Source organism: Mariniflexile sp. HNIBRBA6329, from assembly GCF_043558645.1.
In the GTDB taxonomy this organism is placed as follows: Bacteria; Bacteroidota; Bacteroidia; order Flavobacteriales; family Flavobacteriaceae; genus Mariniflexile.
Map to the genome: position 1 here is coordinate 1 of NZ_JBIFXS010000010.1, position 24,569 is coordinate 24,569.

General features: G+C 33.0%; 29 protein-coding genes. 20 read left to right on the forward strand and 9 right to left on the reverse strand.

The genetic code is table 11. From position 1 onward, the window contains the following. Positions 1–235: 235 nt before the first annotated feature. From ACGK9U_RS11485 to eptA, 4 genes are all read left to right on the forward strand, one after another. Positions 236–622 (forward strand): DUF423 domain-containing protein, encoded by a 387-nt coding sequence (locus ACGK9U_RS11485; RefSeq protein WP_394466524.1) that lies wholly within the window; start codon positions 236–238, stop codon positions 620–622. Positions 623–683: 61 nt separating this feature from the next. Beyond that, positions 684–2,300: a phosphoenolpyruvate carboxykinase (ATP) gene (gene pckA, locus ACGK9U_RS11490; RefSeq protein ID WP_394466525.1), complete on the forward strand. Its 1,617-nt coding sequence runs from the start codon at positions 684–686 to the stop codon at positions 2,298–2,300. A 338-nt stretch (positions 2,301–2,638) separates the two neighbouring features. Beyond that, complete coding sequence (locus ACGK9U_RS11495) at positions 2,639–3,508, forward strand: phosphatase PAP2 family protein (protein WP_394466526.1); 870 nt, start codon at positions 2,639–2,641, stop codon at positions 3,506–3,508. Then, positions 3,495–5,015 carry a phosphoethanolamine--lipid A transferase EptA gene (gene eptA / locus ACGK9U_RS11500; RefSeq protein ID WP_394466527.1) on the forward strand — a complete coding sequence of 507 codons (1,521 nt, stop codon included), beginning with the start codon at positions 3,495–3,497 and terminating at the stop codon, positions 5,013–5,015. Before ACGK9U_RS11495 ends, eptA begins: the two co-directional genes overlap by 14 nt. 141 nt (positions 5,016–5,156) lie before the next feature. Here eptA and ACGK9U_RS11505 read toward each other — a convergent pair whose 3' ends face one another. Then, positions 5,157–5,906, reverse strand: coding sequence for a uroporphyrinogen-III synthase (locus ACGK9U_RS11505; RefSeq protein WP_394466528.1), 750 nt, complete (start codon positions 5,904–5,906; stop codon positions 5,157–5,159). 21 nt (positions 5,907–5,927) lie between these two features. After that, the gene (locus tag ACGK9U_RS11510) at positions 5,928–6,575 is read right to left on the reverse strand and encodes a DUF4271 domain-containing protein (RefSeq protein ID WP_394466529.1); all 648 of its coding nucleotides are present in this window, start codon (positions 6,573–6,575) and stop codon (positions 5,928–5,930) included. A gap of 118 nt (positions 6,576–6,693) precedes the next feature. Here ACGK9U_RS11510 and ACGK9U_RS11515 point away from each other — a divergent pair, with 118 nt between their 5' ends. From ACGK9U_RS11515 to ACGK9U_RS11525, 3 genes are all read left to right on the forward strand, one after another. Beyond that, positions 6,694–7,416, forward strand: a complete 723-nt coding sequence (locus ACGK9U_RS11515; RefSeq protein WP_394466530.1) for a polyprenol monophosphomannose synthase — start codon at positions 6,694–6,696, stop codon at positions 7,414–7,416. Between the two features lie 95 nt (positions 7,417–7,511). Further along, a complete protein-coding gene (locus ACGK9U_RS11520; RefSeq protein ID WP_394466531.1) occupies positions 7,512–8,858 on the forward strand; it encodes a dihydroorotase in 1,347 nt (448 codons plus the stop codon). Beyond that, positions 8,858–9,388, forward strand: coding sequence for a DUF4296 domain-containing protein (locus tag ACGK9U_RS11525; protein ID WP_394466532.1), 531 nt, complete (start codon positions 8,858–8,860; stop codon positions 9,386–9,388). The genes ACGK9U_RS11520 and ACGK9U_RS11525 overlap by 1 nt, the downstream gene beginning before the upstream one ends. Here ACGK9U_RS11525 and ACGK9U_RS11530 read toward each other — a convergent pair. Continuing rightward, a complete protein-coding gene (locus ACGK9U_RS11530; RefSeq protein WP_394466533.1) occupies positions 9,348–10,355 on the reverse strand; it encodes an NAD-dependent epimerase/dehydratase family protein in 1,008 nt (335 codons plus the stop codon). The two genes, ACGK9U_RS11525 and ACGK9U_RS11530, sit on opposite strands and share 41 nt — an antisense overlap. 190 nt (positions 10,356–10,545) lie before the next feature. Here ACGK9U_RS11530 and tyrS point away from each other — a divergent pair, with 190 nt between their 5' ends. Beyond that, complete coding sequence (gene tyrS, locus ACGK9U_RS11535; protein ID WP_394466534.1) at positions 10,546–11,841, forward strand: tyrosine--tRNA ligase; 1,296 nt, start codon at positions 10,546–10,548, stop codon at positions 11,839–11,841. Between the two features lie 124 nt (positions 11,842–11,965). Here the strand turns inward: tyrS and ACGK9U_RS11540 are convergent, their stop codons facing one another. The 3 genes from ACGK9U_RS11540 to ACGK9U_RS11550 form a co-directional block, all read right to left on the reverse strand. Then, positions 11,966–12,412 (reverse strand): YHS domain-containing (seleno)protein, encoded by a 447-nt coding sequence (locus ACGK9U_RS11540; RefSeq protein WP_394466535.1) that lies wholly within the window; start codon positions 12,410–12,412, stop codon positions 11,966–11,968. Between the two features lie 39 nt (positions 12,413–12,451). Next, positions 12,452–13,432 (reverse strand): acyl transferase, encoded by a 981-nt coding sequence (locus ACGK9U_RS11545; RefSeq protein ID WP_394466536.1) that lies wholly within the window; start codon positions 13,430–13,432, stop codon positions 12,452–12,454. 227 nt (positions 13,433–13,659) lie between these two features. Next, entirely contained in the window at positions 13,660–14,004 is a 345-nt protein-coding gene (locus ACGK9U_RS11550) for a T9SS type A sorting domain-containing protein (protein WP_394466537.1), read from the reverse strand. Between the two features lie 202 nt (positions 14,005–14,206). On the opposite strand from ACGK9U_RS11550, the gene ACGK9U_RS11555 reads away from it, so the two are divergent. Then, on the forward strand, positions 14,207–14,887 hold the full coding sequence (locus ACGK9U_RS11555; RefSeq protein WP_394466538.1) for a response regulator transcription factor: 681 nt from the start codon (positions 14,207–14,209) through the stop codon (positions 14,885–14,887). Continuing rightward, entirely contained in the window at positions 14,887–15,930 is a 1,044-nt protein-coding gene (locus tag ACGK9U_RS11560) for a sensor histidine kinase (protein ID WP_394466539.1), read from the forward strand. Before ACGK9U_RS11555 ends, ACGK9U_RS11560 begins: the two co-directional genes overlap by 1 nt. On the opposite strand, the gene ACGK9U_RS11565 is transcribed toward ACGK9U_RS11560, so the two are convergent. After that, positions 15,913–16,959 carry a glycosyltransferase gene (locus tag ACGK9U_RS11565; RefSeq protein WP_394466540.1) on the reverse strand — a complete coding sequence of 349 codons (1,047 nt, stop codon included), beginning with the start codon at positions 16,957–16,959 and terminating at the stop codon, positions 15,913–15,915. The genes ACGK9U_RS11560 and ACGK9U_RS11565 overlap by 18 nt on opposite strands. Positions 16,960–17,206: 247 nt before the next feature. Here ACGK9U_RS11565 and trmB point away from each other — a divergent pair, with 247 nt between their 5' ends. The 6 genes from trmB to ACGK9U_RS11595 all read left to right on the forward strand — a co-directional run bounded on the left by trmB (position 17,207) and on the right by ACGK9U_RS11595 (position 20,966). Continuing rightward, positions 17,207–17,881 (forward strand): tRNA (guanosine(46)-N7)-methyltransferase TrmB, encoded by a 675-nt coding sequence (trmB, locus tag ACGK9U_RS11570; protein ID WP_394466541.1) that lies wholly within the window; start codon positions 17,207–17,209, stop codon positions 17,879–17,881. 2 nt (positions 17,882–17,883) lie between these two features. Continuing rightward, positions 17,884–18,513, forward strand: coding sequence for a LysE family translocator (locus ACGK9U_RS11575; protein ID WP_394466542.1), 630 nt, complete (start codon positions 17,884–17,886; stop codon positions 18,511–18,513). A 3-nt stretch (positions 18,514–18,516) separates the two neighbouring features. Continuing rightward, positions 18,517–18,846 (forward strand): MGMT family protein, encoded by a 330-nt coding sequence (locus ACGK9U_RS11580; RefSeq protein ID WP_394466543.1) that lies wholly within the window; start codon positions 18,517–18,519, stop codon positions 18,844–18,846. A gap of 293 nt (positions 18,847–19,139) precedes the next feature. Continuing rightward, positions 19,140–20,279, forward strand: a complete 1,140-nt coding sequence (locus ACGK9U_RS11585; protein ID WP_394466544.1) for a P-loop NTPase — start codon at positions 19,140–19,142, stop codon at positions 20,277–20,279. Further along, positions 20,280–20,525 (forward strand): NifU family protein, encoded by a 246-nt coding sequence (locus ACGK9U_RS11590; RefSeq protein ID WP_394466545.1) that lies wholly within the window; start codon positions 20,280–20,282, stop codon positions 20,523–20,525. It begins immediately after the preceding gene. A gap of 111 nt (positions 20,526–20,636) precedes the next feature. Beyond that, positions 20,637–20,966 (forward strand): ferredoxin, encoded by a 330-nt coding sequence (locus ACGK9U_RS11595; protein WP_394466546.1) that lies wholly within the window; start codon positions 20,637–20,639, stop codon positions 20,964–20,966. Here the strand turns inward: ACGK9U_RS11595 and ACGK9U_RS11600 are convergent. Next, positions 20,963–21,127 carry a hypothetical protein gene (locus ACGK9U_RS11600; protein ID WP_394466547.1) on the reverse strand — a complete coding sequence of 55 codons (165 nt, stop codon included), beginning with the start codon at positions 21,125–21,127 and terminating at the stop codon, positions 20,963–20,965. The two genes, ACGK9U_RS11595 and ACGK9U_RS11600, sit on opposite strands and share 4 nt — an antisense overlap. A 477-nt stretch (positions 21,128–21,604) precedes the next feature. Here ACGK9U_RS11600 and ACGK9U_RS11605 point away from each other — a divergent pair, with 477 nt between their 5' ends. The 4 genes from ACGK9U_RS11605 to ACGK9U_RS11620 all read left to right on the forward strand — a co-directional run bounded on the left by ACGK9U_RS11605 (position 21,605) and on the right by ACGK9U_RS11620 (position 23,972). Beyond that, positions 21,605–22,510 carry a DNA cytosine methyltransferase gene (locus ACGK9U_RS11605; RefSeq protein WP_394466548.1) on the forward strand — a complete coding sequence of 302 codons (906 nt, stop codon included), beginning with the start codon at positions 21,605–21,607 and terminating at the stop codon, positions 22,508–22,510. After that, complete coding sequence (locus tag ACGK9U_RS11610; RefSeq protein ID WP_394466549.1) at positions 22,510–23,265, forward strand: HNH endonuclease; 756 nt, start codon at positions 22,510–22,512, stop codon at positions 23,263–23,265. The genes ACGK9U_RS11605 and ACGK9U_RS11610 overlap by 1 nt, the downstream gene beginning before the upstream one ends. Further along, positions 23,262–23,510 (forward strand): hypothetical protein, encoded by a 249-nt coding sequence (locus ACGK9U_RS11615; RefSeq protein WP_394466550.1) that lies wholly within the window; start codon positions 23,262–23,264, stop codon positions 23,508–23,510. The genes ACGK9U_RS11610 and ACGK9U_RS11615 overlap by 4 nt, the downstream gene beginning before the upstream one ends. Before the next feature lie 144 nt (positions 23,511–23,654). Further along, positions 23,655–23,972 (forward strand): HpaII family restriction endonuclease, encoded by a 318-nt coding sequence (locus ACGK9U_RS11620; protein WP_394466623.1) that lies wholly within the window; start codon positions 23,655–23,657, stop codon positions 23,970–23,972. Positions 23,973–24,098: 126 nt separating this feature from the next. Here ACGK9U_RS11620 and ACGK9U_RS11625 read toward each other — a convergent pair whose 3' ends face one another. Then, a complete protein-coding gene (locus ACGK9U_RS11625; RefSeq protein ID WP_394466551.1) occupies positions 24,099–24,563 on the reverse strand; it encodes a hypothetical protein in 465 nt (154 codons plus the stop codon). Positions 24,564–24,569 lie beyond the last annotated feature (6 nt).

Here is a 24,569-nt window from a genome sequence, read left to right on the forward strand (position 1 = left end):
ACGCTTTACATACCCACTGTTTTCTGGTGTTTTCATTACACTAAGGTTTTAGTGTATCGCTATTTCAGGACGGGACATTCTCATAAACACAAAACCCAAGCATAATTGTTTGGTTTTTTTTTATTGGTTATATTTTTTCCACAACCTACAATCAAAATCTTTCGCATAGTGGGATTTGTTAAGTAATTTTGTAAGAACTCATGAACAGTAGGTATTTATTAAACAACATGCAACTATGAATAAAGCAATATTAATTACAGCCTCAGTTTTAGGAATCACAAGTGTTATTTTAGGGGCATTTGGTGCACATGGTTTAAAAGAATTAATCGTACCGGAAGCACAACAAACTTTTGAAACAGGTGTGCGCTACCAAATGTATCATGCCATTTTGCTTTTGTTTGTCGGCACTACGGTGCATGTGAGGCTTAAATTCAAAAAGCAAATTTATTTCTTTACATTGATAGGAATCCTGCTGTTTTCAGGTTCTATATATGGGTTGGCTACGAATGCATTAACCACTTTCGATTTTAAAATCATAGGTTTTGTAACACCTATTGGCGGATTACTTCTAATAATTTCATGGGCACTACTTTTTATTAATTTCTTAAAAATGAAACATTAAAATAAGAAAAATTTAAAAAGATTATTATATTTTTACATTAAATATAATTCAACTACGTATTATGATAAACAATGACCAGATTACGAAGACGATTTCGTTGGAAAAATATGGAATAAAAAATGCAAAAATTAACTATCAATTATCACCAGAGCAACTTCATGATATTGCTATAGAAAAAGGTCAAGGTGTTGAGGCGTCTTCAGGGGCTTTAGCAGTTAATACCGGTGAATTTACGGGACGTTCCCCAAAAGACCGATTTATTGTTGAAGATGCCATTACCAAAGACAAAGTTTGGTGGGGCAATATCAACATCCCTTTCGATTCCGATAAGTTTGATGCTTTGTATGATAAGGTGGCAGATTATTTGTCAAACAAAGAAATTTTTGTTCGAGATTGTTACGCATGTGCCGATGAAGATTATCGATTGAATATTCGTATTATTAACGAGTATCCTTGGAGCAACCAATTTGTATACAACATGTTTTTGCGCCCAACGGATGATGAGTTGAAAAACTTCCAATCGGAATGGACCGTAGTAAACGCACCTGGGTTTATGGCAAATCCAAAGGTTGATGGAACACGCCAACATAATTTCGCTATTTTAAACTTCACCAAAAAAATGGCGCTTATTGGTGGTACGGGTTATACCGGTGAAATTAAGAAAGGTATTTTTTCAGCATTGAATTTTATTCTACCCGTATATAAAAACACCTTGCCCATGCATTGCAGTGCCAATGTTGGGAAAGATGGCGATACGGCTATTTTCTTCGGATTATCTGGTACAGGAAAAACAACGCTTTCTACCGACCCCCATAGAAGTTTAATTGGTGACGACGAGCATGGATGGACTGCTGAAAATACCGTTTTTAACTTTGAGGGTGGTTGTTATGCTAAAGTAATTAATCTTTCAAGAGATAATGAACCCGAAATTTATGATGCCATTAAAAAAGGAGCCATTCTTGAAAACGTTATTTTAGATGAAAAGGGAAACGTAAAGTTTGAAGACACGTCCATAACTCAAAATACACGGGTGAGTTATCCTATTAATCATATTGATAATGTTCAAGTGCCTTCCATAGGTAAGAATCCAAAAAACATCTTCTTTTTAACAGCCGATGCTTTTGGAGTATTACCTCCCATTTCTAAATTAACGCCAAGTCAGGCAGCATATCATTTCATTTCAGGATATACCGCCAAAGTAGCAGGAACCGAAGCGGGGGTTTTAGAACCAACACCTAATTTTTCGGCGTGTTTTGGTGCGCCTTTTATGCCCTTGCATCCCGCTAAGTATGCAGAAATGTTAAGCAAAAAAATGATAGAGTCTGGTGTGAACGTGTGGTTGGTAAATACGGGGTGGACAGGTGGTCCATACGGCGTAGGAACTCGAATGAAATTAAAATACACTCGAGCCATGATTAATGCGGTGCTGAATGGCGATTTAGGCTTGTATAATTATGATGATTATCACATCCATTCCGTATTTGGTGTGGCACAACCTAGAGAATGCCCAGGCGTTCCAACAAGTGTGTTAAGTCCGAGAGCTACATGGAACGATGATGAAGCTTATTATACCACAGCCTTTAAACTTACCAATGCGTTTCGTGAAAATTTCAAGAAATTTGAAGCTTATGCCAGTGAGGAAATTAGACGAGGCGGACCGCAACGTTATGCCTTTTAATGTTTCATTAAAAAATACAGCTATAAGTCAACCGACTTTTCTTAAGTTACTCAAATGGTTATTCCATTCCGAAATATTATATTTTGCAATGGAATAATCGCTGTTTTTAACGTTGCCTTACTTGGTGGTGTAAAACTGTATGGGCGGGTAATTAAAGTCGCAAATTTTTGTATCTTCGCCCTTTCCATATTGGTCATCATTCGAAAAGAATATAAGAAAAATTACAGACACGATTTTTCTTTTTCTTAGAGGTAAAAGTAAGTGAAATTGATTGGTAATTAGCCTTTTTTTAAATATGATTTGTTTTTAATGATGATGAAAAAAGGTTTTTTTTTAAGATGAAAAAAAGATTAAATTCTTTAGTATTAAACAATCCAGAACTGGATGCTTATGTAAGTAATAATTTTAATAGTTTAAGATTAAAAATTCTTTTTCTTCCTCTTCTTTTATTACTGCTAATTGTTTTGTTCCTCTTTACAAAAGATGCTTTTTCTGTTGAGGCTTATGCTTATGTTCAAAAAGATTTATTCTTATATCTAAATTCTAAATTATCACAATTTCCAAGTTTACAATATAACCTAACTCAATTAGGAGACGTACTTATACTTTTACCTTTTTTGACTTTATTTATGGTTCAAGCACCTAAGTTTTGGCAGTCATTAATAACATCTCTAATTGTTTCGGCTGTTTTTTCAAACCTATTTAAAAAAATATTTGCTGTTCCAAGGCCTGCCGCCATGTTTGATCAAGATAGTTTTGTAATTATTGGAAGAACACTTACCGGAAGCAACAGTTTGCCCTCAGGGCATTCAATTGCTACTTTCACCATAGTTGCATCTGTATTCTTTGCATTTATGCCGAAAAAAACGAAGTTAAAAATAGCATGGTTCCTTTTTATTTTTAGCACAGGATTGTTTATTGCATTAACAAGAGTTGGTGTGGGAGCACATTATCCTTTAGATATTGTCGTTGGAAGTATTTTGGGCTATTTAGCAGCCATTGTCGGCATTTTTATTACCAAAAAATTTAATCCATGGACTTGGTTAACAAATAAAAAATATTATCCTATATCAATAGTTTTGTTTTCTGTTTGGGCGATTGCTTTAATCAACAAAATAGTTGCTATGAATTTACTGGTATTTTATTTTTCATTAGTTAGTTTGGTCGCAACATTAGTTATAATTACACGTATTTATGTTAAAAAATAGTATCAAATTAGTCCATTTTGTATTAATAGCAAGTTTTGTTAATTTTCTATTATTTCATTATCCTTTTTTTAAGTACGTTTTTAATACCCTCGATTATAAAAGTTTTAGCGGTATTACCATTATTGTTTCTTTAGTGATAGCATTACTGGTTGTAAATGCTTTTGTATTATATCTTATATTTTTTCTTTCTCGATTGGTTGGAAAAATTTTATTGATTTTCTTTTTCATCGTTAATGCCATTGTTGCCTATTTTATAAATACCTATCAGGTTATAATGGATATTACAATGATTGGTAATATCCTGAATACCAATTACGAAGAAGCTAGTAGTTTCTTTTCTTTTAGCTTGATATTATATTTGTTTTTTTTAGGTCTTATTCCTGTATTCTTTATTGTTAAGGTTAAAATTGCAAAAGGAACAGTAAAGAGATTTTTGATTAATTTTTCTTTAACCTTGCTTTTCCTTGTCGTTTTTGTTTTTGTAAATGGTGGGAATTGGCGATGGATTGATAAAAATTCAACCAAGTTAGGCGCATTGGCAATGCCTTGGTCTTATATGGTAAATACTTCTAGATTTTATATCAAAAAGAGTAAAGAAAATGAAAAAGAAATTTTATTGCCTGATGCTAAAATAAAAGATAATGTAAAGTCTGTTGCGGTTTTAGTTATTGGAGAATCTGCAAGAAGTGAAAACTTTTCACTTTATGGATATGAAAAACTTACCAATCCGTTATTGTCTAAGGTTGAAAATCTTCACAGTTTTAACGCTACTTCTTGTGCTACGTACACAACAGCAGGGGTAAAGTGCATATTGGAACATACAAATTCTAATAAACTTTATGAAATTTTGCCTAATTATTTATACAGAAATAATGTAGAAGTTATATGGAAAACCACAAATTGGGGTGAACCTCCAGTTCATATTAAAAACTTTTTTAATAAAGGGGATTTAAAAGGAGCGTGTGAGGGAGAAATTTGTAATTATGATGAAATTCTTTTAAAAGGATTAAAAGAGCAAATTTTAGCAAGTAAAAAAGACAAAATATTAATTGTTTTACATACGAGTACAAGCCATGGACCATCATATAATACAAAATATCCACCCGAATTTGAAAAATTCTCACCAGTTTGTAAAAGTGTTGAATTGGGGGAGTGTACACAAGAAGAGCTTATAAATGCGTATGACAATACCATTGTTTATACAGATTATATACTTGCAAGCCTAATTGAAGATTTAAAGGAATTAAAGGAATATAACAGTACAATGCTATTCGTTTCAGACCATGGTGAATCTTTAGGGGAAAATAATTTATACATGCACGGAATACCAGCAACTTTTGCGCCTAAAGAACAATTAGAAATTCCTTTTATAGTATGGTTATCAGATGGCTCTAAAAAACTGAAGTCTAACGAAACATTATCTCAAAATCATGTTTTTCATAGTGTCTTAAATTTTTTAGCAATAGAAAGTCCTATTTATGATGAAAATATGAACATATTTGAATAATTGGCTGTTACTACTATGGTACATTTTTACATTCAAACTTATTACAAGTCCTAAAAAAAAATTAAAAAAACAGATAAAAAAATGTCGTCTGAAAATTGTTTTCAGACGACATTTTTAATTTATTAAGTTAAATAAAAGCTCTTATTTGACTTTATTTACTTTTTCAATATACTTTTCTAAAGCCATCGTCATCGATGGTGTTTCAGGTGTAGGTGCCGCAATATCAATGCGCAATCCTTTTTCTTCAGCAGCTTTAATAGTGGTATCTCCAAATACGGCTATACGCGTGTCATTCTGTTTGAAATCTGGGAAATTATGGAATAAAGAATCGATTCCCGAAGGGCTAAAGAATACCAAAATATCATAATATACATCAGCTAAATCAGAAAGATCGCTAATAACGGTTTTGTAAAAAATAGCTTGTTTCCAATCAACCCCCAAAGCATTTAAAGTGTCAGGTACTTCATCCTTAACTTTATCGGTATTTGGCATTAAAAACTTTTCGTCTTTATATTTTTTAATTAAAGGAGAAAGCTCTGAAAAGGTGCGTTTTCCAACATAAATTTTACGCTTTCTGTACACAACATATTTTTGAAGATAAAAAGCAACAGCTTCCGATTGACAAAAATATTTCATGGTATCTGGTACTTTAAAGCGCATTTCATCAGCAACTCTAAAAAAGTGGTCTATGGCATTTCTACTGGTTAAAACAATAGCAGTATAATTGTTAAGGTCAACTTTCTGTTGTCTGATTTCTTTTGCAGAAACACCTTCAACATGAATGAATGGCCTAAAATCTATTTTTACTTTTTGTTTCTCTATTAAATCGAAATAAGGCGAGTTTTCTATTTTAGGTTCTGGTTGAGATACTAAAATGGTTTTCACTTTCATAGGCGCAGGTAGTTAATTCTTCTATTTTGAAATGATTACTTTGTATAAAATAATACAAGGCGCGATTTCAAGTGCGCAAAGATATAAAATAAAATAAAAAAAGTTGTATTTAATTAAACTTTGATACGTTTTGAACGAAGTAAATAGTCCTATTAAGATTACAATAAACAATAATATAACGGTTACGTAAAAAAAGGTTAATGTGGGACCAAAACTAAACAGTAATAAGGCGTTAATAGGAATGAGTACAATACCCAAATAGTTTTTGTAACTTATTTTTTGAAATAGGTATTGGTCTATCATGGCATCCATTTCAAAAAGACTTCCTATTAGACGCTCAACAAATACTTTTATTAAAATGAAAATACAAATGCCAAACGAAATTTTAAACATGGTATCTGGCGAAATGGTACTTGAGTTTGTAAAAAACTTAAAGCTTATAAAGCAAAAAAGAGATACGGAAACAATGAGATTGGTAAAAAGTAAAGCGTCAAACTTGTCGAAAAATTTTTGCTCGCGCGAATAAATTTTAAGATACTTTGAGTTGCCTAAAACAGTGATAAAGTCATTAAAGCGTTTGGGAGATGCTAATTTTGCCGCAGCAACAGTGGCAAGCCCTACTAAAAGCAAGATGGTGAAAAAATCGTTTGATATTGTATCCCTAAGCATAGTGTAAAATTATTATAAATATTTCAGAAGATACTTTAATTATTAAGGAATATTTAAAATAAATAAAACTCTAATAATGTACATTTGCTAAAAATTAATTCATTTTCTTTAAAAACGAATGACTGATACAATTGTTATCATTCCTACATACAATGAAATAGAAAATATTGAAGCTATAATAAAAGCAGTATTTTCTCAGTCGGATGATGTACATATTTTAATTGTAGATGATAGCTCGCCAGATTTAACAGGCTTAAAGGTAAAGGAACTTCAAAAAGAGTTTCCAAAAAGGTTGTTTTTAGAGGTTAGGAAAGAAAAATCAGGTTTGGGTACCGCTTACATACATGGGTTTAAATGGTGCTTAAAGAACAAGTACCAATATATCTTTGAAATGGATGCCGATTTTTCACACAACCCCAATGATTTGGTTAGGTTGCACGAGGCATGCCATGTACAAGGCGCCGATTTAGTCATTGGTTCGCGCTATGTAACTGGAGTAAATGTGGTAAATTGGCCTATGAGTCGGGTACTTATGTCGTATTTTGCATCGCGCTATGTGCGTGTTATTACGGGTATGAGAATTCACGACACAACGGCTGGTTTTGTGTGTTATAAGCGTAAGGTGTTGGAAACTATAAATTTAGATAAAATTAAATTTATTGGTTATGCCTTTCAAATTGAAATGAAATTTAAAGCCTATTTAAAAGGGTTTGAGATAAAAGAAGTGCCTGTAATTTTTACAGATAGAACATTAGGAGAATCAAAATTAAGTTCTGGAATAATATCCGAAGCTATTTTTGGCGTTATTTCCATGAAAATAAAAAGTCTATTCAAAAAGTAGATACACTTATGAAACATCTATAACTAAGTTTTGATGCATAAGGAAATTATTATATGGATGAACCATTTGACCTTAAAAAATAATAGAATAAGCAAATGAAACCGAAAAAGATACTTATTAAAAACGCTCATATTGTAAATGAAGGGGTTACGTTTAATGGCGATTTATTAATTGAAGGAGAATATATTAAAGAAGTTAGCGACTCTATAAGTGCAAAATCTTCCGATGTGCATGTTATTGACGCAGAAGGTAAATATTTGTTGCCTGGAGCTATTGATGACCAAGTGCATTTTAGAGAACCAGGATTAACCGAAAAAGCAACTATTGAAACGGAAAGTAAAGCGGCCATTGCTGGTGGAATAACCTCTTTTATAGAGATGCCCAACACCAATCCGCAAACTACAACCATTGAGAAATTAGAAGAAAAGTTTGAAATTGCTTCTAAAACATCATCTGCCAATTACTCGTTTATGTTTGGTGGCACCAACGATAATTTAGATGAAATTTTAAAGGTCGATTCAAAAAATGTGGCCGGATTGAAACTGTTTTTAGGGTCTTCTACAGGAAATATGTTGGTGGATGATACTAAAGTTTTAGAGAAAATCTTTAAAAGCACCAACTTGCTTATTTCGGTACATTGTGAAGATGAAGCGACCATTAAAAAGAACTTCCAAGAACATTTAGATAAATTTGGCGAAGATATTCCAGTAAAATTTCATCCTATCATCAGAAGTGAGGAAGCGTGCTATCTGTCATCTTCGCAAGCTATTAAATTAGCCGAAAAAACAGGGGCGAGACTTCATGTTTTTCATTTATCAACAGGAAAAGAAACGAGTTTGTTCAGCAATAAAATTCCTTTAAAAGATAAAAAAATTACTGCTGAGGTTTGTATACATCATTTGTGGTTTTCAGATGAAGATTACGATAAAAAAGGAACATTTATCAAGTGGAATCCTGCCGTAAAAACCGATGCAGATAGAACCCAACTGTGGGAAGCCTTGTTGGATGATAGAATTGATGTCATTGCCACAGACCATGCGCCACATACTTTAGCTGAGAAGAAAAACGTTTATACTAAAGCGCCTTCAGGTGGGCCATTGGTGCAACACGCACTGCCAGCTATGTTGGAAATGCACCATAAGGATAAAATTTCAATAGAAAAAATTGTTGAAAAAATGTGCCACAACCCCGCTATTTTATTTCAGGTTGAAAAACGTGGGTATATAAAAGAAGGCTATTTTGCCGATTTGGTTTTGGTAGATTTAAACAACCCATGGACAGTAAAAAAAGACAATATTTTATATAAATGTGGTTGGTCGCCTTTTGAGGGTACTACATTTAAATCTAGAATAACCCACACCTTTGTAAATGGAAGTTTGGTGTATCAAAATTCTAAATTTAATGATGTAAAAGCGGCGAAACGCTTAACTTTCGATAGATAATGATAAAACAAGTTCTTATATATTTAAGCGTTATTGTTCTTGTTGTAGCATGCGGCTCAGGAGGCCCTAAAAAGCCAAAAAACCTAATTTCAAAAAATGATATGGTTAATATTTTAATTGATGCTAGGTTGTTAAGTTCTGCCAATAGTGCCAGTAAAGAAATTATGGAGCAGCGTGGTTTAAAATTAGATAGTTATGTTTTTGATAAATATGGTATAGATAGTTTGCAATTTGCGGAAAGCAATACCTATTATGCCTACTACATAAAAGATTACGAAGAAATTTACAATAAAGTTACCGATAGTTTGGAAAGGCTGAAAACGGCCTTAAACGAGCAAAAAATAAAAGAAGAAAAGGAACAGAAAAAGCGTGAAAAGGATTCTATTAATGCCCTAAAAGCAAAAGACTCTTTAAATGTTAATGTAAAGAAAGATTCTTTAACCGAAGATGTATTGAAAAAGAAACTTAAAGAAGAAGAAGGCGTTTTAATTAGTCCTGCTTCAAGTATGAATCGCCAATCTCCAATATAGTTTTTCTTATATCTTTAAATTTATAATTTAAAGCATCTTTAACCTTTTCACTGGAATAATATGTTTCAGATGATAGAGAGGTTGTTAAGTGTTTGGTTAATTGCCTGCGTTTGCCCGTTAATTTGTGGTTAAGCCAATCTAATTTCCAACCTAGGCTTAATAAAAAAGGACTTGCCAATTTTTTTGGAGGGTTTGTCTGTACAGATTCTGCTAAGCCTTGCAAAAACTGTTTGTAAGTCCAGTTTTCAGCAATAAGTACAAAATTTTCATTTGAAATATCACTTTTCATAAGGGCAATCATAATAGAAGTAACATCGTCAACATCAATAAGTCCGAGGGTTCCCGAAGTATAATATTTAAAACCTTTATGGGCTTTTTTAAACAGGCTTCCTGTTCCAAACTTCCAAATACCTGCGCCTAAAATAACACCTGGGTTTACTATTACTGCATTCAGGCCTTCTTGGGTACCGCGCCAAACTTCCATTTCGGCACCGTATTTTGTAATGGCGTAAACATTGTTATCATCTTCCGGATTCCAATGGGTTGCTTCAGTAATAAATTCATTATTTGTAGGCTTACCTAATGTGGCAATAGAACTTACATGGCAAAGCTTTTTAACTTGGTTTGAAATGCAGAAATTGACAATATTGGCAGTGCCTTCAATATTTGTTTTCCGTAAAAGTTGATATTTATTGGGTTCAAAAGATACAAGTGCGGCACAGTGGTAAACATAAGCAACGTTTTTAAAAGCTTCGGTTAACGATGGGATGTCTAAAATATCAGCCTGTACCCATTCAATAATCTCAAAAACTTTCATGTAATCGCCGCCATAGGTAGCAAAAACATTTTTTACTTGTTCTAGTTTTCGTTCACTTCTATAAATAGCCCTAACGGTTTCATTATTACTTGCTAATTTATATAGCAAATGCGAACCCACCAAACCAGTACTGCCTGTTACTAAAATCATGCGCCTAAAATAGTAAAAAATAAAGTCGCAGTCTCAGTTTTCAGTTTCAGTTTTCATTTATATATCTTAAAAATATGTTTGAAACTTAGAATCTATATTTCTTTGGTGCTTTAAAACTTTCAAATTTAAAACTATAGAATTATGCATGGATTTTTATCTTTGCCGTAGTTTTGTGAAAATTGAAAAAAAGATGATAAAGAATTTTGTAGAAGAATTGACATGGCGAGGGATGATACATACCGTTATGCCTGGAGCAGAGGAACATTTAATGGAAAGTATGAGAAGTGCTTATGTAGGGTTCGATCCTACTGCCGATTCTTTACACATTGGAAATTTAGTACCTATCATGCTATTGGCACATTACCAACGTTGTGGTCATAAACCAGTGGCTTTAGTTGGTGGTGCTACGGGAATGATTGGTGACCCTTCAGGGAAATCTAACGAGCGTAATTTGTTAGATGAAACTACACTTCGCCACAACCAAGAAGCCATAAAAAAGCAATTGTCACATTTTTTAGATTTTGAAAGTAATGAAGCCAATGCAGCAGCTTTAGTGAATAATTACGATTGGATGAAGGATTTTTCATTTCTGGAATTTATTCGCGATGTTGGAAAACATATTACCGTAAATTACATGATGGCAAAAGATTCGGTAAAAAACAGAATTTCATCAGATGCTTCCGAGGGCATGAGTTTTACTGAATTCACTTATCAACTCGTTCAAGGTTATGATTTTCTTCATCTATTTAAAGAAAGAAATTGTTCCATTCAAATGGGCGGAAGCGACCAATGGGGTAATATTACTACAGGAACAGAATTGATCAGGCGTATTTCTGGCGGAAAAGGATTTGCCATTACATGTCCACTGATAACAAAATCTGATGGTTCTAAATTTGGAAAATCTGAAGGAGGTAACGTATGGTTAGATGCCAATAGAACATCGCCCTATAAATTCTATCAATATTGGTTGAATTCTAGTGATGAAGACGCTGAAAAATATATAAAAATCTTCACGTTTTTAACTCGTGAAGACATAGAAAGTTTAATTGAAGCGCATAAAGAAGCACCACATTTACGAGCATTACAAAAGCGATTAGCAGAGGAAATAACCACGATGGTGCATTCTAAAGAAGAATTGGAAAATGCCATTAAAGCCAGCGAAATTCTTTTTGGGAACTCAACAGGTGACGATTTAAAGCAATTGAACGAGAAAACATTTTTAGAAGTGTTTGATGGTGTACCATTAACAGAAATTGCTAAGGATAATGTTGAAAACGGATTGGATATCATCGCTGCTTTAGCTGAAAAAGGAGGTTTTTTAAAATCGAACGGTGAAGCGCGCCGTGCTTTAAAGGAAAATTCTATTTCGGTAAATAAAGAAAAAGTCAAAGATGATTATACCATTACTTCAAAAGATTTGATAAATAATAAATTTGTACTGTTACAGCGCGGTAAAAAGAATTATTTCATTTTAAGAGTTGTTTAAAAAATATAAAAGCCTGAGCGAAAGCCCAGGCTTTTATTTAACCAACCAAACTAAAAAAATTAATCTTTCTTTTTCTTAGTGTTTTTTTGTCGTAATTCATTTTTAAAACTTACAGAACAAACAACTATTTTTTAAATTTAAGCTGTTCCCAATTTTTATCAGCTTTTTCTTTTAATTCTTTGGGATTTTCCTTCCTCCATAGTTCTAAAGTATTTGTGCCCCAAGCATTATAAAACAAGTAGAGTTTGCCGTCTTTTATTTCAAATGTTTCGGGGTTTATGCTTACTTTGTCTGCTTTTGCACCTATGGCATAAGCACAGTAGCCACCATATTGAGGTAAATATTTTTCAGGATTTTTATTAAATGAGTTTAAATTTTCCTTAGAAACGAATTTATATTTCACACCATCAAATTGTGAAACGAAATTTTTGTTGCCTTCAACCGCTTGATTGTTGAAATAAGCAACCACATCATAACCTTCTATGGCGAAACCTTTTTTAGTATTGTAGTCAATGGTTTGAGAAAAGGATAACGATGCATAAAGTAGAAATAACAGTATAAGACTTTTCATAAATTTATTTTTATAATAAGTCGGAAAGCAAAAGGGAACTTACAATACCATTAGGTTGCAACCACGTATATCAGAATTATCAAAACGTCCAATAATTTCAAAAGTATCGTTTTCATAAACTTTACCTAAATCTTGAGTTGCAATAAAGGAACATGAATTGATATTGGCTAAATCAATCACATTAATACCGCCCGCTTTTCCTTTTGGCAGGATACTTAAAGCATCTTCGGTGTCTCGGGTTAAAATACGCATCCAATTTGGAGTTTTAAAAATACCATTGCCTTGAGAGTATCCCTGGCTTAATAATTCGGTCATGCCATACTCGCTATGAATGGTTTCAACACCAAAACCCTGTTTCAATTGGTTATGTAGTTCTTCGCGAATCAATTCTTTTCTGCGTCCTTTCATGCCGCCGGTTTCCATGATGATGGTATGCTTTAAGTTGAATTGATACGTTTCAACCAAGTCCAACAATGCAAATGAAACACCAATTAAAAGCGCTTTTTTTCCTTCAGAATCTAAACGTATTAATGTGTCTTTTAACTCCGAAAGATTATTCAAATAAAACCCGCTTTCTGCATGGTTTGATTGTTTAATGAATGCTTCAACCATGTAAATTAAGGACGAACCGTCGCGTTCTAGGTACGATGGTAACAATGCTAAAACTACATAATCTTCAATATTGCCATAAAAATGATTGAAGCCTTTTTGGAAGCTTTCTTCATAAATTTTTAAATCGGTAACCACATGTTTGCTGCTTGTGCTTCCAGTTGTTCCCGAGCTTGTAAAAGTGGTTTGTATGGGTCCTTTTGAACTTAGGATGTTATGGGTTTTAAAAAATTGAATGGGAAGAAATGGAATCTCTTCTATGGTTTTTACATCGCTGGGGTGTTTGTATATTAAATCACAAAATGAACGGTAAACGCGATTGTTTTCAAACTGAAATTTAAAGGTTTTTAATGCCATGGCATTAAATTGTTCTTCGGTTTGTATGTTGAAAATAGCGTTTGCGTTTGTCATAAGGCAAAAGTAGATAAAATAAAAAAGCGTTACCAAACGGCAACGCTTTAAATTATAAAGTAGATTAAATTATTTAACAACTAATTTTTGGTAAGGGTTGCATCTTCTTGAGCAACGTTCTTAACATAAATGCCAAGGTTTAATAAATTCCCCGACGCTCTGCGTCGAGATAGTTTAAACCAAAAAAACAGCCTATGGCTGCTTTTTACTGTAATATAACGTTTTCTTTACTTTATCACTAATTTTCTAGTTTCACTTATGTTGTTCTCAGTAATTTTAAGTACATATACACCTTTGCTTAAATTTGAAATATTTAACTCTTTGCCAGTTAAAACAGTACTGAAAATTTGTTTCCCTAAAACATCATAAAACTCAATTTTTTTGGTCAAATTAAGCTTCGATGTAATGTATATAAATGTTTTTCCGTTACTAACGGGGTTAGGATAAATGGATAAGTTTTCTATATTGTTTTGTTGAATAGAAGTTACATTAGCATTATTTTGACTAAACCCTGAAAAGGCTGTAAAAAATGCTAAAAGAAAAAATAAAGTTAAAAAGTAGTGTTTTTTCATAAGTTTTATTCAACAACGTAAAGATAATGAATTACTGCAAAAGTGATGCCAAAAAAGTGTTAAAGATATATGTGTTTGAACGAAAGTTTAAATTACTGTAACTTGTTTGTTATCTTAATGTTATTTATATTAGATTATCAATAAATTCTTGTTATTAGTTTTATCTTTACTTCAGGAAAACAACATTTATTTGTTTTAAATAATGAAAACCAAAGACATAAAAATATTATTAGTTGATGACGAACCAGACATTTTAGAAATTGTTGGTTATAATTTAACAAGCGAAGGCTATCAAGTAATTACTGCCGAAAACGGAAGTGAAGGTGTGAAAAAGGCTAAAAAAGAACTTCCAAACTTAATAATTTTGGATGTGATGATGCCAGAAATGGATGGTATTGAAGCTTGTGAACTCATTAGAAAACACCCCGATTTACAAAATACCCTTGTTGTTTTTTTAACTGCTAGAGGAGAAGATTATTCCCAAGTTGCAGGGTTTGATGCTGGAGCCGATGATTATATTACAAAACCCATTAAGCCAAAAGTTTTAGTAAGCAAGGTAAAAGCACTTTTAAGACGTTTTAAAGAAGAAGAAGTTGCCGATTCGTTCAAAATAGGTAATTTGGAAATTAATAGAGACGAGTACAAGATTACTTCAAAAGGAAAAGAAATAATTTTACCCAGAAAAGAATTTGAATTATTATCTTTATTGGCATCAAAGCCAGGGAAGGTTTTTAAGCGCGATGAAATTCTAGATAGTGTTTGGGGTAACGAGGTTGTAGTTGGTGGTAGAACCATTGATGTGCATATTCGTAAACTTCGCGAAAAAATTGGAGACGATAGCTTTAAAACTATAAAAGGCGTTGGCTATAAGTTTGTAGATTAATGCAACCAAAATTTAAGAAATCATATAGGTTTGCGGTAAAAACATCGCTTTATTTAACTATATATGTAACGCTCTTAACGAGTGTTTTTTTATTCGTTTTCTATTCATTTAATATCTGGTACATATTAGTATTGGCTGTTAGCACCTTTATATTTTCATTTTTTGTAACACAATACAGGGTAGAACGCTTTATTTATAAGCGCGTAAAAAAAATATACGACGATTTAACACTTTTAGAATCAACCAGTATTACAAAAGGCACCATAACTACCGATATGAAAACCCTAACACAGGAAATTGATAAGTTTGCGCGTGATAAAAAGATAGAAATAGAATCGCTTAAAGTTAGGGAGCAATATAGAAAAGAATTTTTGGGCAACGTTTCCCACGAATTAAAAACGCCTTTATTTACGGTACAGGGTTATATCTTAACGCTGCTTGATGGTGCTATGGAAGATAAAAACCTTAGAGAAAAATATTTAGAACGTGCCAGTAAAGGTGTAGAAAGGTTGGGGTATATAGTAAAAGATTTAGACATGATAACTAAATTGGAAGTTGGTGATTTAAGTTTGAATCCTGAAGTTTTTAATATCGTTGAATTGGTTGAGAACGTGTTCGATATGCTTGAAATGAAGGCTGCAAAAAAACGAATTACACTTACTTTTGATACCGATTATTCTAAACCCATTATGGTAAATGCGGATAAAGAACGGATACAACAGGTTTTGGCAAACCTAATGGTGAATTCCATTAAATACGGACAAGAAAAAGGTACTACCGAAGTTAGTATAGAAAACCTAATAAAAAATAAAGTTATTGTTAGGGTTACCGATAACGGTGAAGGCATTGATAAAAAAGATTTGTCCCGTATTTTTGAACGTTTTTATAGAGTTGATAAAAGTGGCTCGCGTAAAGAAGGTGGTTCTGGTTTAGGACTTTCCATTGTAAAACACATTATTGAAGCACACGACGAAAAAATATATGTAGAAAGTGAATATGGTGTTGGTAGCGAGTTTTCTTTCACCTTAGAAAAGGCTAAATAATTCTTCAAAATTGGTTTCGTGTTCAAATGATTGCAGTCCTTTAAAATCATTCACATCTTTAAGTTTTTCTAAAGTAAAAGTTTCCTGACTACAACTAGGCACAAGATTTAATTCTGTAAGGCGTGTTGCTAAATATTCTTGTTCAAACTGTCCCGGGGTTGGTATGAAAAAGGCTTTTTTACCAAGTTTAGCTAAATCCATAACCGTTGTGTAGCCCGAACGCGAAATAACCAAAGCACTTTCATTTATGGTTTTTTCCAATAAGCTAGAGGTCATAAAATTGTAAATGGTTATGTTGCCAATAAGTTGAATGGTTTGTTCTTTTTCCATAAGGCCCTTTACAAAAACTACTTTACCAGCATAGTTTTTTAACTCACCTAAAAGTTTGTTTTCAAGCAACGTACGTTGTGGTTCTGGACCAGAAAGTAAAACCAATAGGTCGTTTACTATATTAACATAGCGCTTTTCAAACCTGCTTAAAGTCCCCATATAGGTTGTGGGAATTTCAAAAGTTTCAGGACGCCCTAACTTTCCGCTTAAGTTAACGTCGGTTTCAACATCTGGAACCCAACAAGCATTAAAATTTTTAATAAATTTTTCATGAACTTTAGTGCTAAACCAAGTGGTGCTTCCGCTTAAAACTTTCAATTGGTGGGTTATAAATACCGATGGCACTTTTTTGCTGTAAACTCCTAATCTATTGTCAGAAATAATTCCTGAAATAGAGTTGTTTTCAATGATGTTTTTAGTGGATTTTTTTTCCGCTTTAATAGCATTTATCAGTTTTGGGGTATTAGTAAGGAGTTTTAATTTTAAAAACTTGCCATTTTTTGTATAAGTAATATCGTAAGAGGGTAATTCTATCGATGATAATCGAGGAAACTCCTTTTGTAATAAAGTAAGCGCCGCTCCATCGCTAGCAATCATGGGTTCAAAACCATTTTCTATCAATGCATTTATGATAGGAATGCATCTGGCGGCATGTCCTAGTCCCCAATTTAAAGGTGCAACTAAAATGCGTTTTTTCATTAGTTAGAATTATGGCGTTACCACAAGGGTCGGGCTTTACGCTATATCTTTTTAAAACATTTAGTGCTAGAAGTGAAGTACTTAAGCGGTATATAAAAAAACACTTCTACAATGTTTCTTGCTAATTTTTGTTTTAAAAAGGATGCCACTTCAATCCCTAACGCAAGTTTAAAGTAAATTCAAAGATAAGAATATATACACTAAACTATATTTCCTTAATTTTGCCAAATTATTATAAAAATTATCTGTGGGAAGTAAAAATAAATTAAGGAGATTTAGAGAAAATGAAACGTTTGCCAATGTATATCAACCAACAAGAGATGCGTTGGTTAATAATGAGTATGCTTTAAAAGGTAACTGGAACCAAACTTTTTTTAAAAACAACAATCCGTTAGTGTTGGAGTTGGGCTGTGGTAAAGGCGAATATTCGGTAGCATTGGCAAAAAAATATCCTAACAAAAACTTTATAGGTATTGATATTAAGGGGGCGCGTTTTTGGCGAGGTGCTAAAACAGCGGTAGAAGAAAATATACCTAATGTGGCTTTTTTACGAACCCAAATAGAACTCATTGAGTATGCTTTTGCTCAAAATGAAGTAGATGAAATCTGGATTACTTTCCCCGATCCTCAAATAAAATACAAACGCACCAAGCACCGTATGACGAATGCTGAGTTCTTAAAACGATACAAAACCATTTTAAAACCCGATGGTATTGTAAATTTAAAAACCGATAGTGAGTTTATGCATGGCTACACCCTTGGGTTATTGCATGGGGCAGGACACGAAGTACTTTACGCCAACCATAATGTGTACAAACAAGAAGGGAGTCCGGAAGAGGTTACAAGCATTCAAACATTTTACGAATCGCAATATTTAGAACAAAACAAACCAATTACGTATATTAGGTTTAAAATTAAATAGTTGTGAATATAACCATCCTCTTTTTTTTAGGTTTAATGATAGCTTTAGTTGGGGTAGTGCCTCCTGGATTATTAAACATGACGGCGGCTAAAATCAGCTTGAAAGAAGGGCATACAAGAGGTGTGGTGTTTTCTATTGGGGTTTGTGCTATTGTGTTGGTACAAACCTATATAGCAGCCATATTTGCAAGTTATTTAAGTCATCATTCAGAAATTGTAGATATTCTTCAGCGGGTTGCATTTGTTATTTTCATTCTTATTACCATCTATTTTTTATTTATAGCCAAAAATGAGCCGAAGGAGGTTGCAGAACCTGAAATACGAAGTAAAAAAAGCCGTTTTTTCCAAGGGGTTTTTATGTCGGCTATTAATGTATTTCCCATTCCTTACCAAGCCTATATGACGATAACCATCGCTACATTTGGTTGGTTGGATTTTAGTCAAATCAGTATTATATCGTATGTAGCTGGAGCAGCAATGGGAACATTTGTAATGCTATATGTGTATATGTTTTTTTTTGATAAAATAAAGAACAAATCAATTACCTCTCAAAAAAGCATGAACTACCTTATAGGGGCGGTTACAGGGGTAATTTCTATCATCACCCTAATTAATATCATTAAAGAAATGTAGTTTATGCAACAAGAAACTTTAAATTTTTTTAATAAAGTTTATGAAGTTGCAAAACAAATACCCTATGGAAAAGTAACAAGTTACGGAGCTATTGCCACTTATTTGGGTGCGGTAAGAAGCGCACGTATGGTTGGGTATGCTATGAATGGTTCAGTAGGTAAAGATGTACCGGCGCACCGCGTAGTAAATAGAAAAGGTTTGCTAACAGGTAAGCATCATTTTGAAGGCACCAATTTAATGCAACAACTTTTAGAAAGTGAAGGGATTAAAGTAGTTGATAACCAAATTCAAGATTTCGAAAAGGTGTTTTGGAACCCTTCAGTGGAATTGTAGTTTTCAAAAACCAAAAACCAAAAACCAAAAACCAAAAACCAATCTATAGTATTTCCTAATTCTTCAAAAATTTACAAATAATAGTAAATCTACATCAGCCATAATAAATCCAAATATTAGCATCAATCATTTCAATTCAATCACTTTAAATTTTAAATAATTCACAGTATCTTTGCGTTTTAGAATGATTCTTAATAAATGTAAAGAATAACGATTTTAGATTAATAAAAAGAACATTAGAAACGGTGTCTTTTTTCTTTAATCTATTTTCTAATATCTCATATCTCAAAAAAATGAAGCTTAAAAAACAAGATATACTTAAAGCACTGGAAACTATTACAGTAGTAGGCGAAGGGCAAAACATGGTAGAGAGTGGTGCTGTAACCAATGTAGTCACTTTTGGAGATGAGGTTATTGTAGACATTACCATAAAAAATCCAAGTTTACAGGCAAAAAAACGTACCGAAGTCGATATTTTAAAAACAATACACGAGCAGGTTTACGAAAAAGCCAAAATAACTATTAACGTAAAAGTAGATGCTCCGGTAAAACCAAAGGCGAATGTTATAAAAGGAAACCCAATTCCGGGTATTCAAAATATCATAGCGGTGGCTTCTGGTAAAGGAGGAGTGGGCAAATCTACTGTCACAGCAAATTTAGCGGTAACCTTAGCTAAAATGGGTTTTAAAGTAGGTGTGTTGGATGCCGATATATATGGGCCATCCATTCCTATTATGTTTGATGTGGAGGCTGAAAAACCTTTGGCAGTAAACATCGATGGTAAATCTAAAATGAAACCTGTAGAGAATTACGATGTAAAAGTATTGTCTATTGGCTTTTTTACCCAACCCAACCAAGCAGTTGTTTGGCGTGGACCTATGGCAGCAAAAGCTTTAAACCAAATGATTTTTGATGCACATTGGGGCGAACTCGATTTTATGCTTATCGATTTGCCACCAGGAACAGGCGATATCCACTTAAGCATCATGCAATCGTTACCTATTACAGGCGCTGTGGTGGTAAGTACACCACAAAATGTAGCATTGGCAGATGCTAAAAAAGGCGTTGCCATGTTCCAACAAGAAAGCATTGATGTACCGGTATTAGGAATAATAGAAAATATGGCATACTTTACACCCGAAGAATTGCCAAACAACAAATATTACATTTTTGGTAAAGAAGGTGCTAGAAATTTAGCCGAAGATTTGCAAGTACCGTTTTTAGGAGAATTACCATTGGTACAAAGTATTCGTGAGGCGGGCGATGTAGGTCGTCCTGCAGCATTGCAAACAGCTACGGCTTTAGAGCAGGCTTTTGAAAAAATAACGCAAAATGTGGTGCAAGAAGTGGTAAACCGTAACGAAAACTTACCACCAACCGAAGCAATAAAAATTACAACCATGGCTGGGTGTTCAGCAGTAAAAAAGAAATAAATGACTACAGAAGAAGTTAGATTAAATGTTGAAAAAGCATTAGATGAAATCCGTCCGTTTCTACAAAGCGATGGCGGCGATATCTCTTTATTGGCCATAGAGGACAACAATACTTTGGTAAAAGTACAGTTGCAAGGCGCTTGTGTAGGTTGTAGCGTAAACCAAATGACGCTAAAATCGGGGGTGGAAATGACCATTAAAAAGTATGTGCCACAAATAGAAAAAGTGGTAAATATTCTGTCTTAAAAAATAAATACCTTTCCAAATAAAATCAAAACACATAAATAATACTACTTTTGTCGGGCGGTTTTGGCATCCATCGTGCTAAGCAACCCGTAGTATAAGTAAAATAGAGTTATGCAAGATATTACTATAAAAATTACAGATAGAGACGGCGTTACCCACGAAGTCGTGGCACCAACCGATATGGCAATGAATTTAATGGAAGTAGTACGCAGTTACGAGCTAGCGCCCGAAGGTACCATAGGTGTTTGCGGTGGGATGGCTATGTGCGCATCTTGCCAATGCTATGTGTTGAGCGATACCGAATTGCCTCCAATGAGCGATGACGAAGAAGCCATGCTTTCCGAAGCGTTTGATGTAAAAGATAACAGCCGTTTAGGATGCCAAATCCAAATGACTCCTGATATGAATGGTCTTGAGGTAGAATTAGCTCCAGAGAGTTAACCAATTCCTGTCTTTCGACTCCACTTAAGATAAATTACAGCAGGAATCTCACCATAAAAAACTCCAAATTTTAATTGAAGCATTTGGGCGTTCCCGTATCCTGAAACAAGTTCAGGAACTGGGTCGGGCTTTTTGTCATTCCTGCGAAGGCAGGAATCCACAATTAAAGTTAAAACTTTCTTTTTAGTTTATTTCCTCATCAAAGAAAACCAAAAGGATACCGCCTTAAATGCGTAGCATTCACGATTTCTTTGATTTTAAAATAAAATGCATGAGTAATTCCTAACGCAGCTTACCGTAAACCAAGTTAATTTTAGTAGTATTACTATATTAACGTTTAGCGTATTTTTTTATAGAAATAAATTTTATATTTATTGGATAACAGTAACAGAAAACTTATTATTTCCTGATCTATTTTCGGGATATGAGTAGTAAAGGTTGCTATATAACCAGTTACCTGCAAGCTGAACCCAGCCACACAAACAATACATGACACACACAATCCAAAACTAAAAAGCAAAAGAGTTGTTTTCTGCCTTTGCGATCGAAAAGCATAGTGAAAAGATTGTGAATAAAAATATAGAAAATAACCAACCAAAATAGCAAACTTTATTAACTTGTACGTTAAATAAGAGATAATGGTTAAAGAAGGAATTGACATAGAAAACATTGATGGACAACTATTTGAAATGAAAGTAGTTGAACCAGATAATTCTAAACCTGCTTCTTTTACACATTATTTGCATAATCATAAAAATGGAGTTTCTCAATTTTATAAAAAAGATGCACTTTCTTACGTAAAAGAAATTCTTGAAAAAGAATATCCAACAGAAAAAGTCACAAATAAAGTAGCAGAAGAAGCACTTCAATATTTGATTTTTGACCTCAATAAATCAGTTCCTTTTCCAGCACCAGAAAAACCAAAATTTAAATTTATTGACCTTTTTGCAGGAATTGGTGGTTTTCGTTTAGCACTTCAAAATCTAGAAGGAAAGTGTGTTTTCACAAGCGAATGGGACAAGTATTCAAAACAAACTTATAAAGCTAATTTTGGGGAAATTCCGTTTGGAGATATAACAAAACCTGAGACAAAAAATTATATTCCAGACAATTTTGATGTGCTTTGTGCAGGTTTTCCTTGTCAAGCGTTTTCAATTGCAGGAAGACGTGGCGGATTTGAGGATACAAGAGGAACATTATTTTTTGATGTTGCAGAAATTATAAAAAGAAAACAACCGAAAGCAATTTTTTTCGAAAACGTAAAAGGTTTAAGAAACCACGACAAAGGAAAAACATTAGCAACCATTTTAAATGTGCTTCGAGAAGATTTAGGCTATTATGTGCCTGAACCTCAAATATTAAATGCAAAAGAATTTGGCGTTCCTCAAAATCGTGAACGAATTTTTATAGTAGGTTTCCGTAAGGATTTAGGAATTATTCATTTGGGCGTTACCCTATCGGGCAGGACTTTCCGTTCCAATCTTTTTGTTTGTTCCTCTCAAAAAGAATTCCCTCTTCAATCCCTAACGCAAAACGCAGCATAATGGCAAAAAACAATTGGGCAAGAGAAGAAACGATTGTAGCCTTTAATGTGTATTGCAAAATACCTTTTAAAAATAGTAGTAAAACAAATCCAACTGTTATAAAATATGCTAATATTATTGGAAGGTCGCCATCTGCTTTAAATATGAAAATAGGTAACTTTGGAAGACTTGACCCAGAATTGAAAAAGCAAGGAATTACAGGCTTGGTTAATGGAAGTAAACTAGAAGAAGATATTTGGGATGAATTTAATGGCAATTGGGACAGATTAGCCTTTGAAAGTGAAGAATTGATTGCTAAATTTCAAAACAAAGAAATTGAAGATATCAGTTTGGAAAATTTTCCAGAGGGAAAAGAAAGAGAAACAACTATCAAAGCAAGAGTAAACCAAAATTTTTTCAGAAGCACAATCTTATCTTCTTATAATTTAAAATGTTGCATTACAGGATTATCAATTCCTGATTTTTTAGTGGCAAGTCATATAAAACCTTGGTCAAAAGATATAGAAAACAGAACCAATCCTCATAATGGATTATGTTTAAATTCAATTCACGATAAAGCTTTTGATAAAGGGTTTATTACGGTAACACCAGATTTTAAAATAAAAGTTTCGGAATTTTTTAATGATTATTCGAAAGATAAATCTGTTAACGATTTCTTCATTAAATATAATAACCAAAATATTATCAAGCCTGAAAGATTCTTACCTACAAAAGAGTTTTTAGATTATCACTTTCAAAATATTTTCATAAAATGAATAATTTTCAAACCATTAATACAGATTATTTAAGAGCTTCTAGAACAATAGAAACAATACTTGTTACTAAAGAAAATTCAAGTAAAGTATTTTTTATTTATAATTATGAAGGCAGCTCATTTAGAGTATTTGAAACTCAATTGAGTTTAATACATTTCTTCCAAAATAAAACTGAAAGCAATTTTCATTTCAATTCAGAAATTGAACTCGACCATTTTTTGTCCAAAGTAAAATTGTCTACATAAATTAAAGCTCCTTTCAAATAATCTCACTCTTATCTTATTGACAGTTTACTACCTGAAATTTTATCACAAATCGTTTTTTATTTTTATTCAAGTGAGTTTTCACATTTGACCGATTTGGTAAACTAAACAGCGAACAAAAACCCAATAAACTTTGATATTGAAAACGAACATAAGTTTTACGAATATAAAATAAAGCGTTTCTTGACAGATGTTGCACTTGGAATGATGCCATCACAAGTTTGGACAGGTAAATATGATGCAACAGGTGGATATTTAATAGTCAAAGAAAATGGAGACGTTTTGTGTTATCATATTTATAATAGAAACGAATTTGAGGATTATTTACTAAATAATACTAAACTCGATACCGCAAGTTCTTCTCGACACGGATTTGGGGAAATATATGAGGAAAACGGAGAATTATATTTTAAACTTAATTTGCAAATTAGGTTTATAAAGTAGCCAACGCTGAAAATCAGGTATAACGGAAATAAATCCAGCAGGTAATAAGCTAATATATTCTGAATCTATTGTATGAGTAAACCGCAAAAATGAGTCTGTTTGGGATTGCAGTGGTATCGGGGTTAATTATTTATTAATTAGTGCAATTTTCTCATTCACAGCATCCATAAAATTATGTAAATAATTGGGCACATTTCCTTTCATTTGGTCTATTTTCCATTTTTTAACAACGCCATTTTTGGAATATTCAATATAAAGACCGCCACCATCGGCACAATCAGGACAACCTAAAACGCCTTCTTTTTCTTCAAGTAATTTTGTTGGAAAAGCATCTGCCAAATCTTTTACCTGTTCAAATTTATCGCCAGCCAACACTTCAAAATTAAAAGACTCATGGGTGTATTGGTCGTTAGTATCTTCATATAATGTATCAGAGGTTAATTTAAAAGTTTCAATGCAACTTTCCCCAAGACAAAATCCGTAAAAATGACCAAAAATTAAATAATCACCGTCATATACCGGAACGTCGTTTTTTGAGCTGCAACCGAAGCTGTAAATAACTACTAATAAAATTAAAACTGCTTTTTTCATGTATGT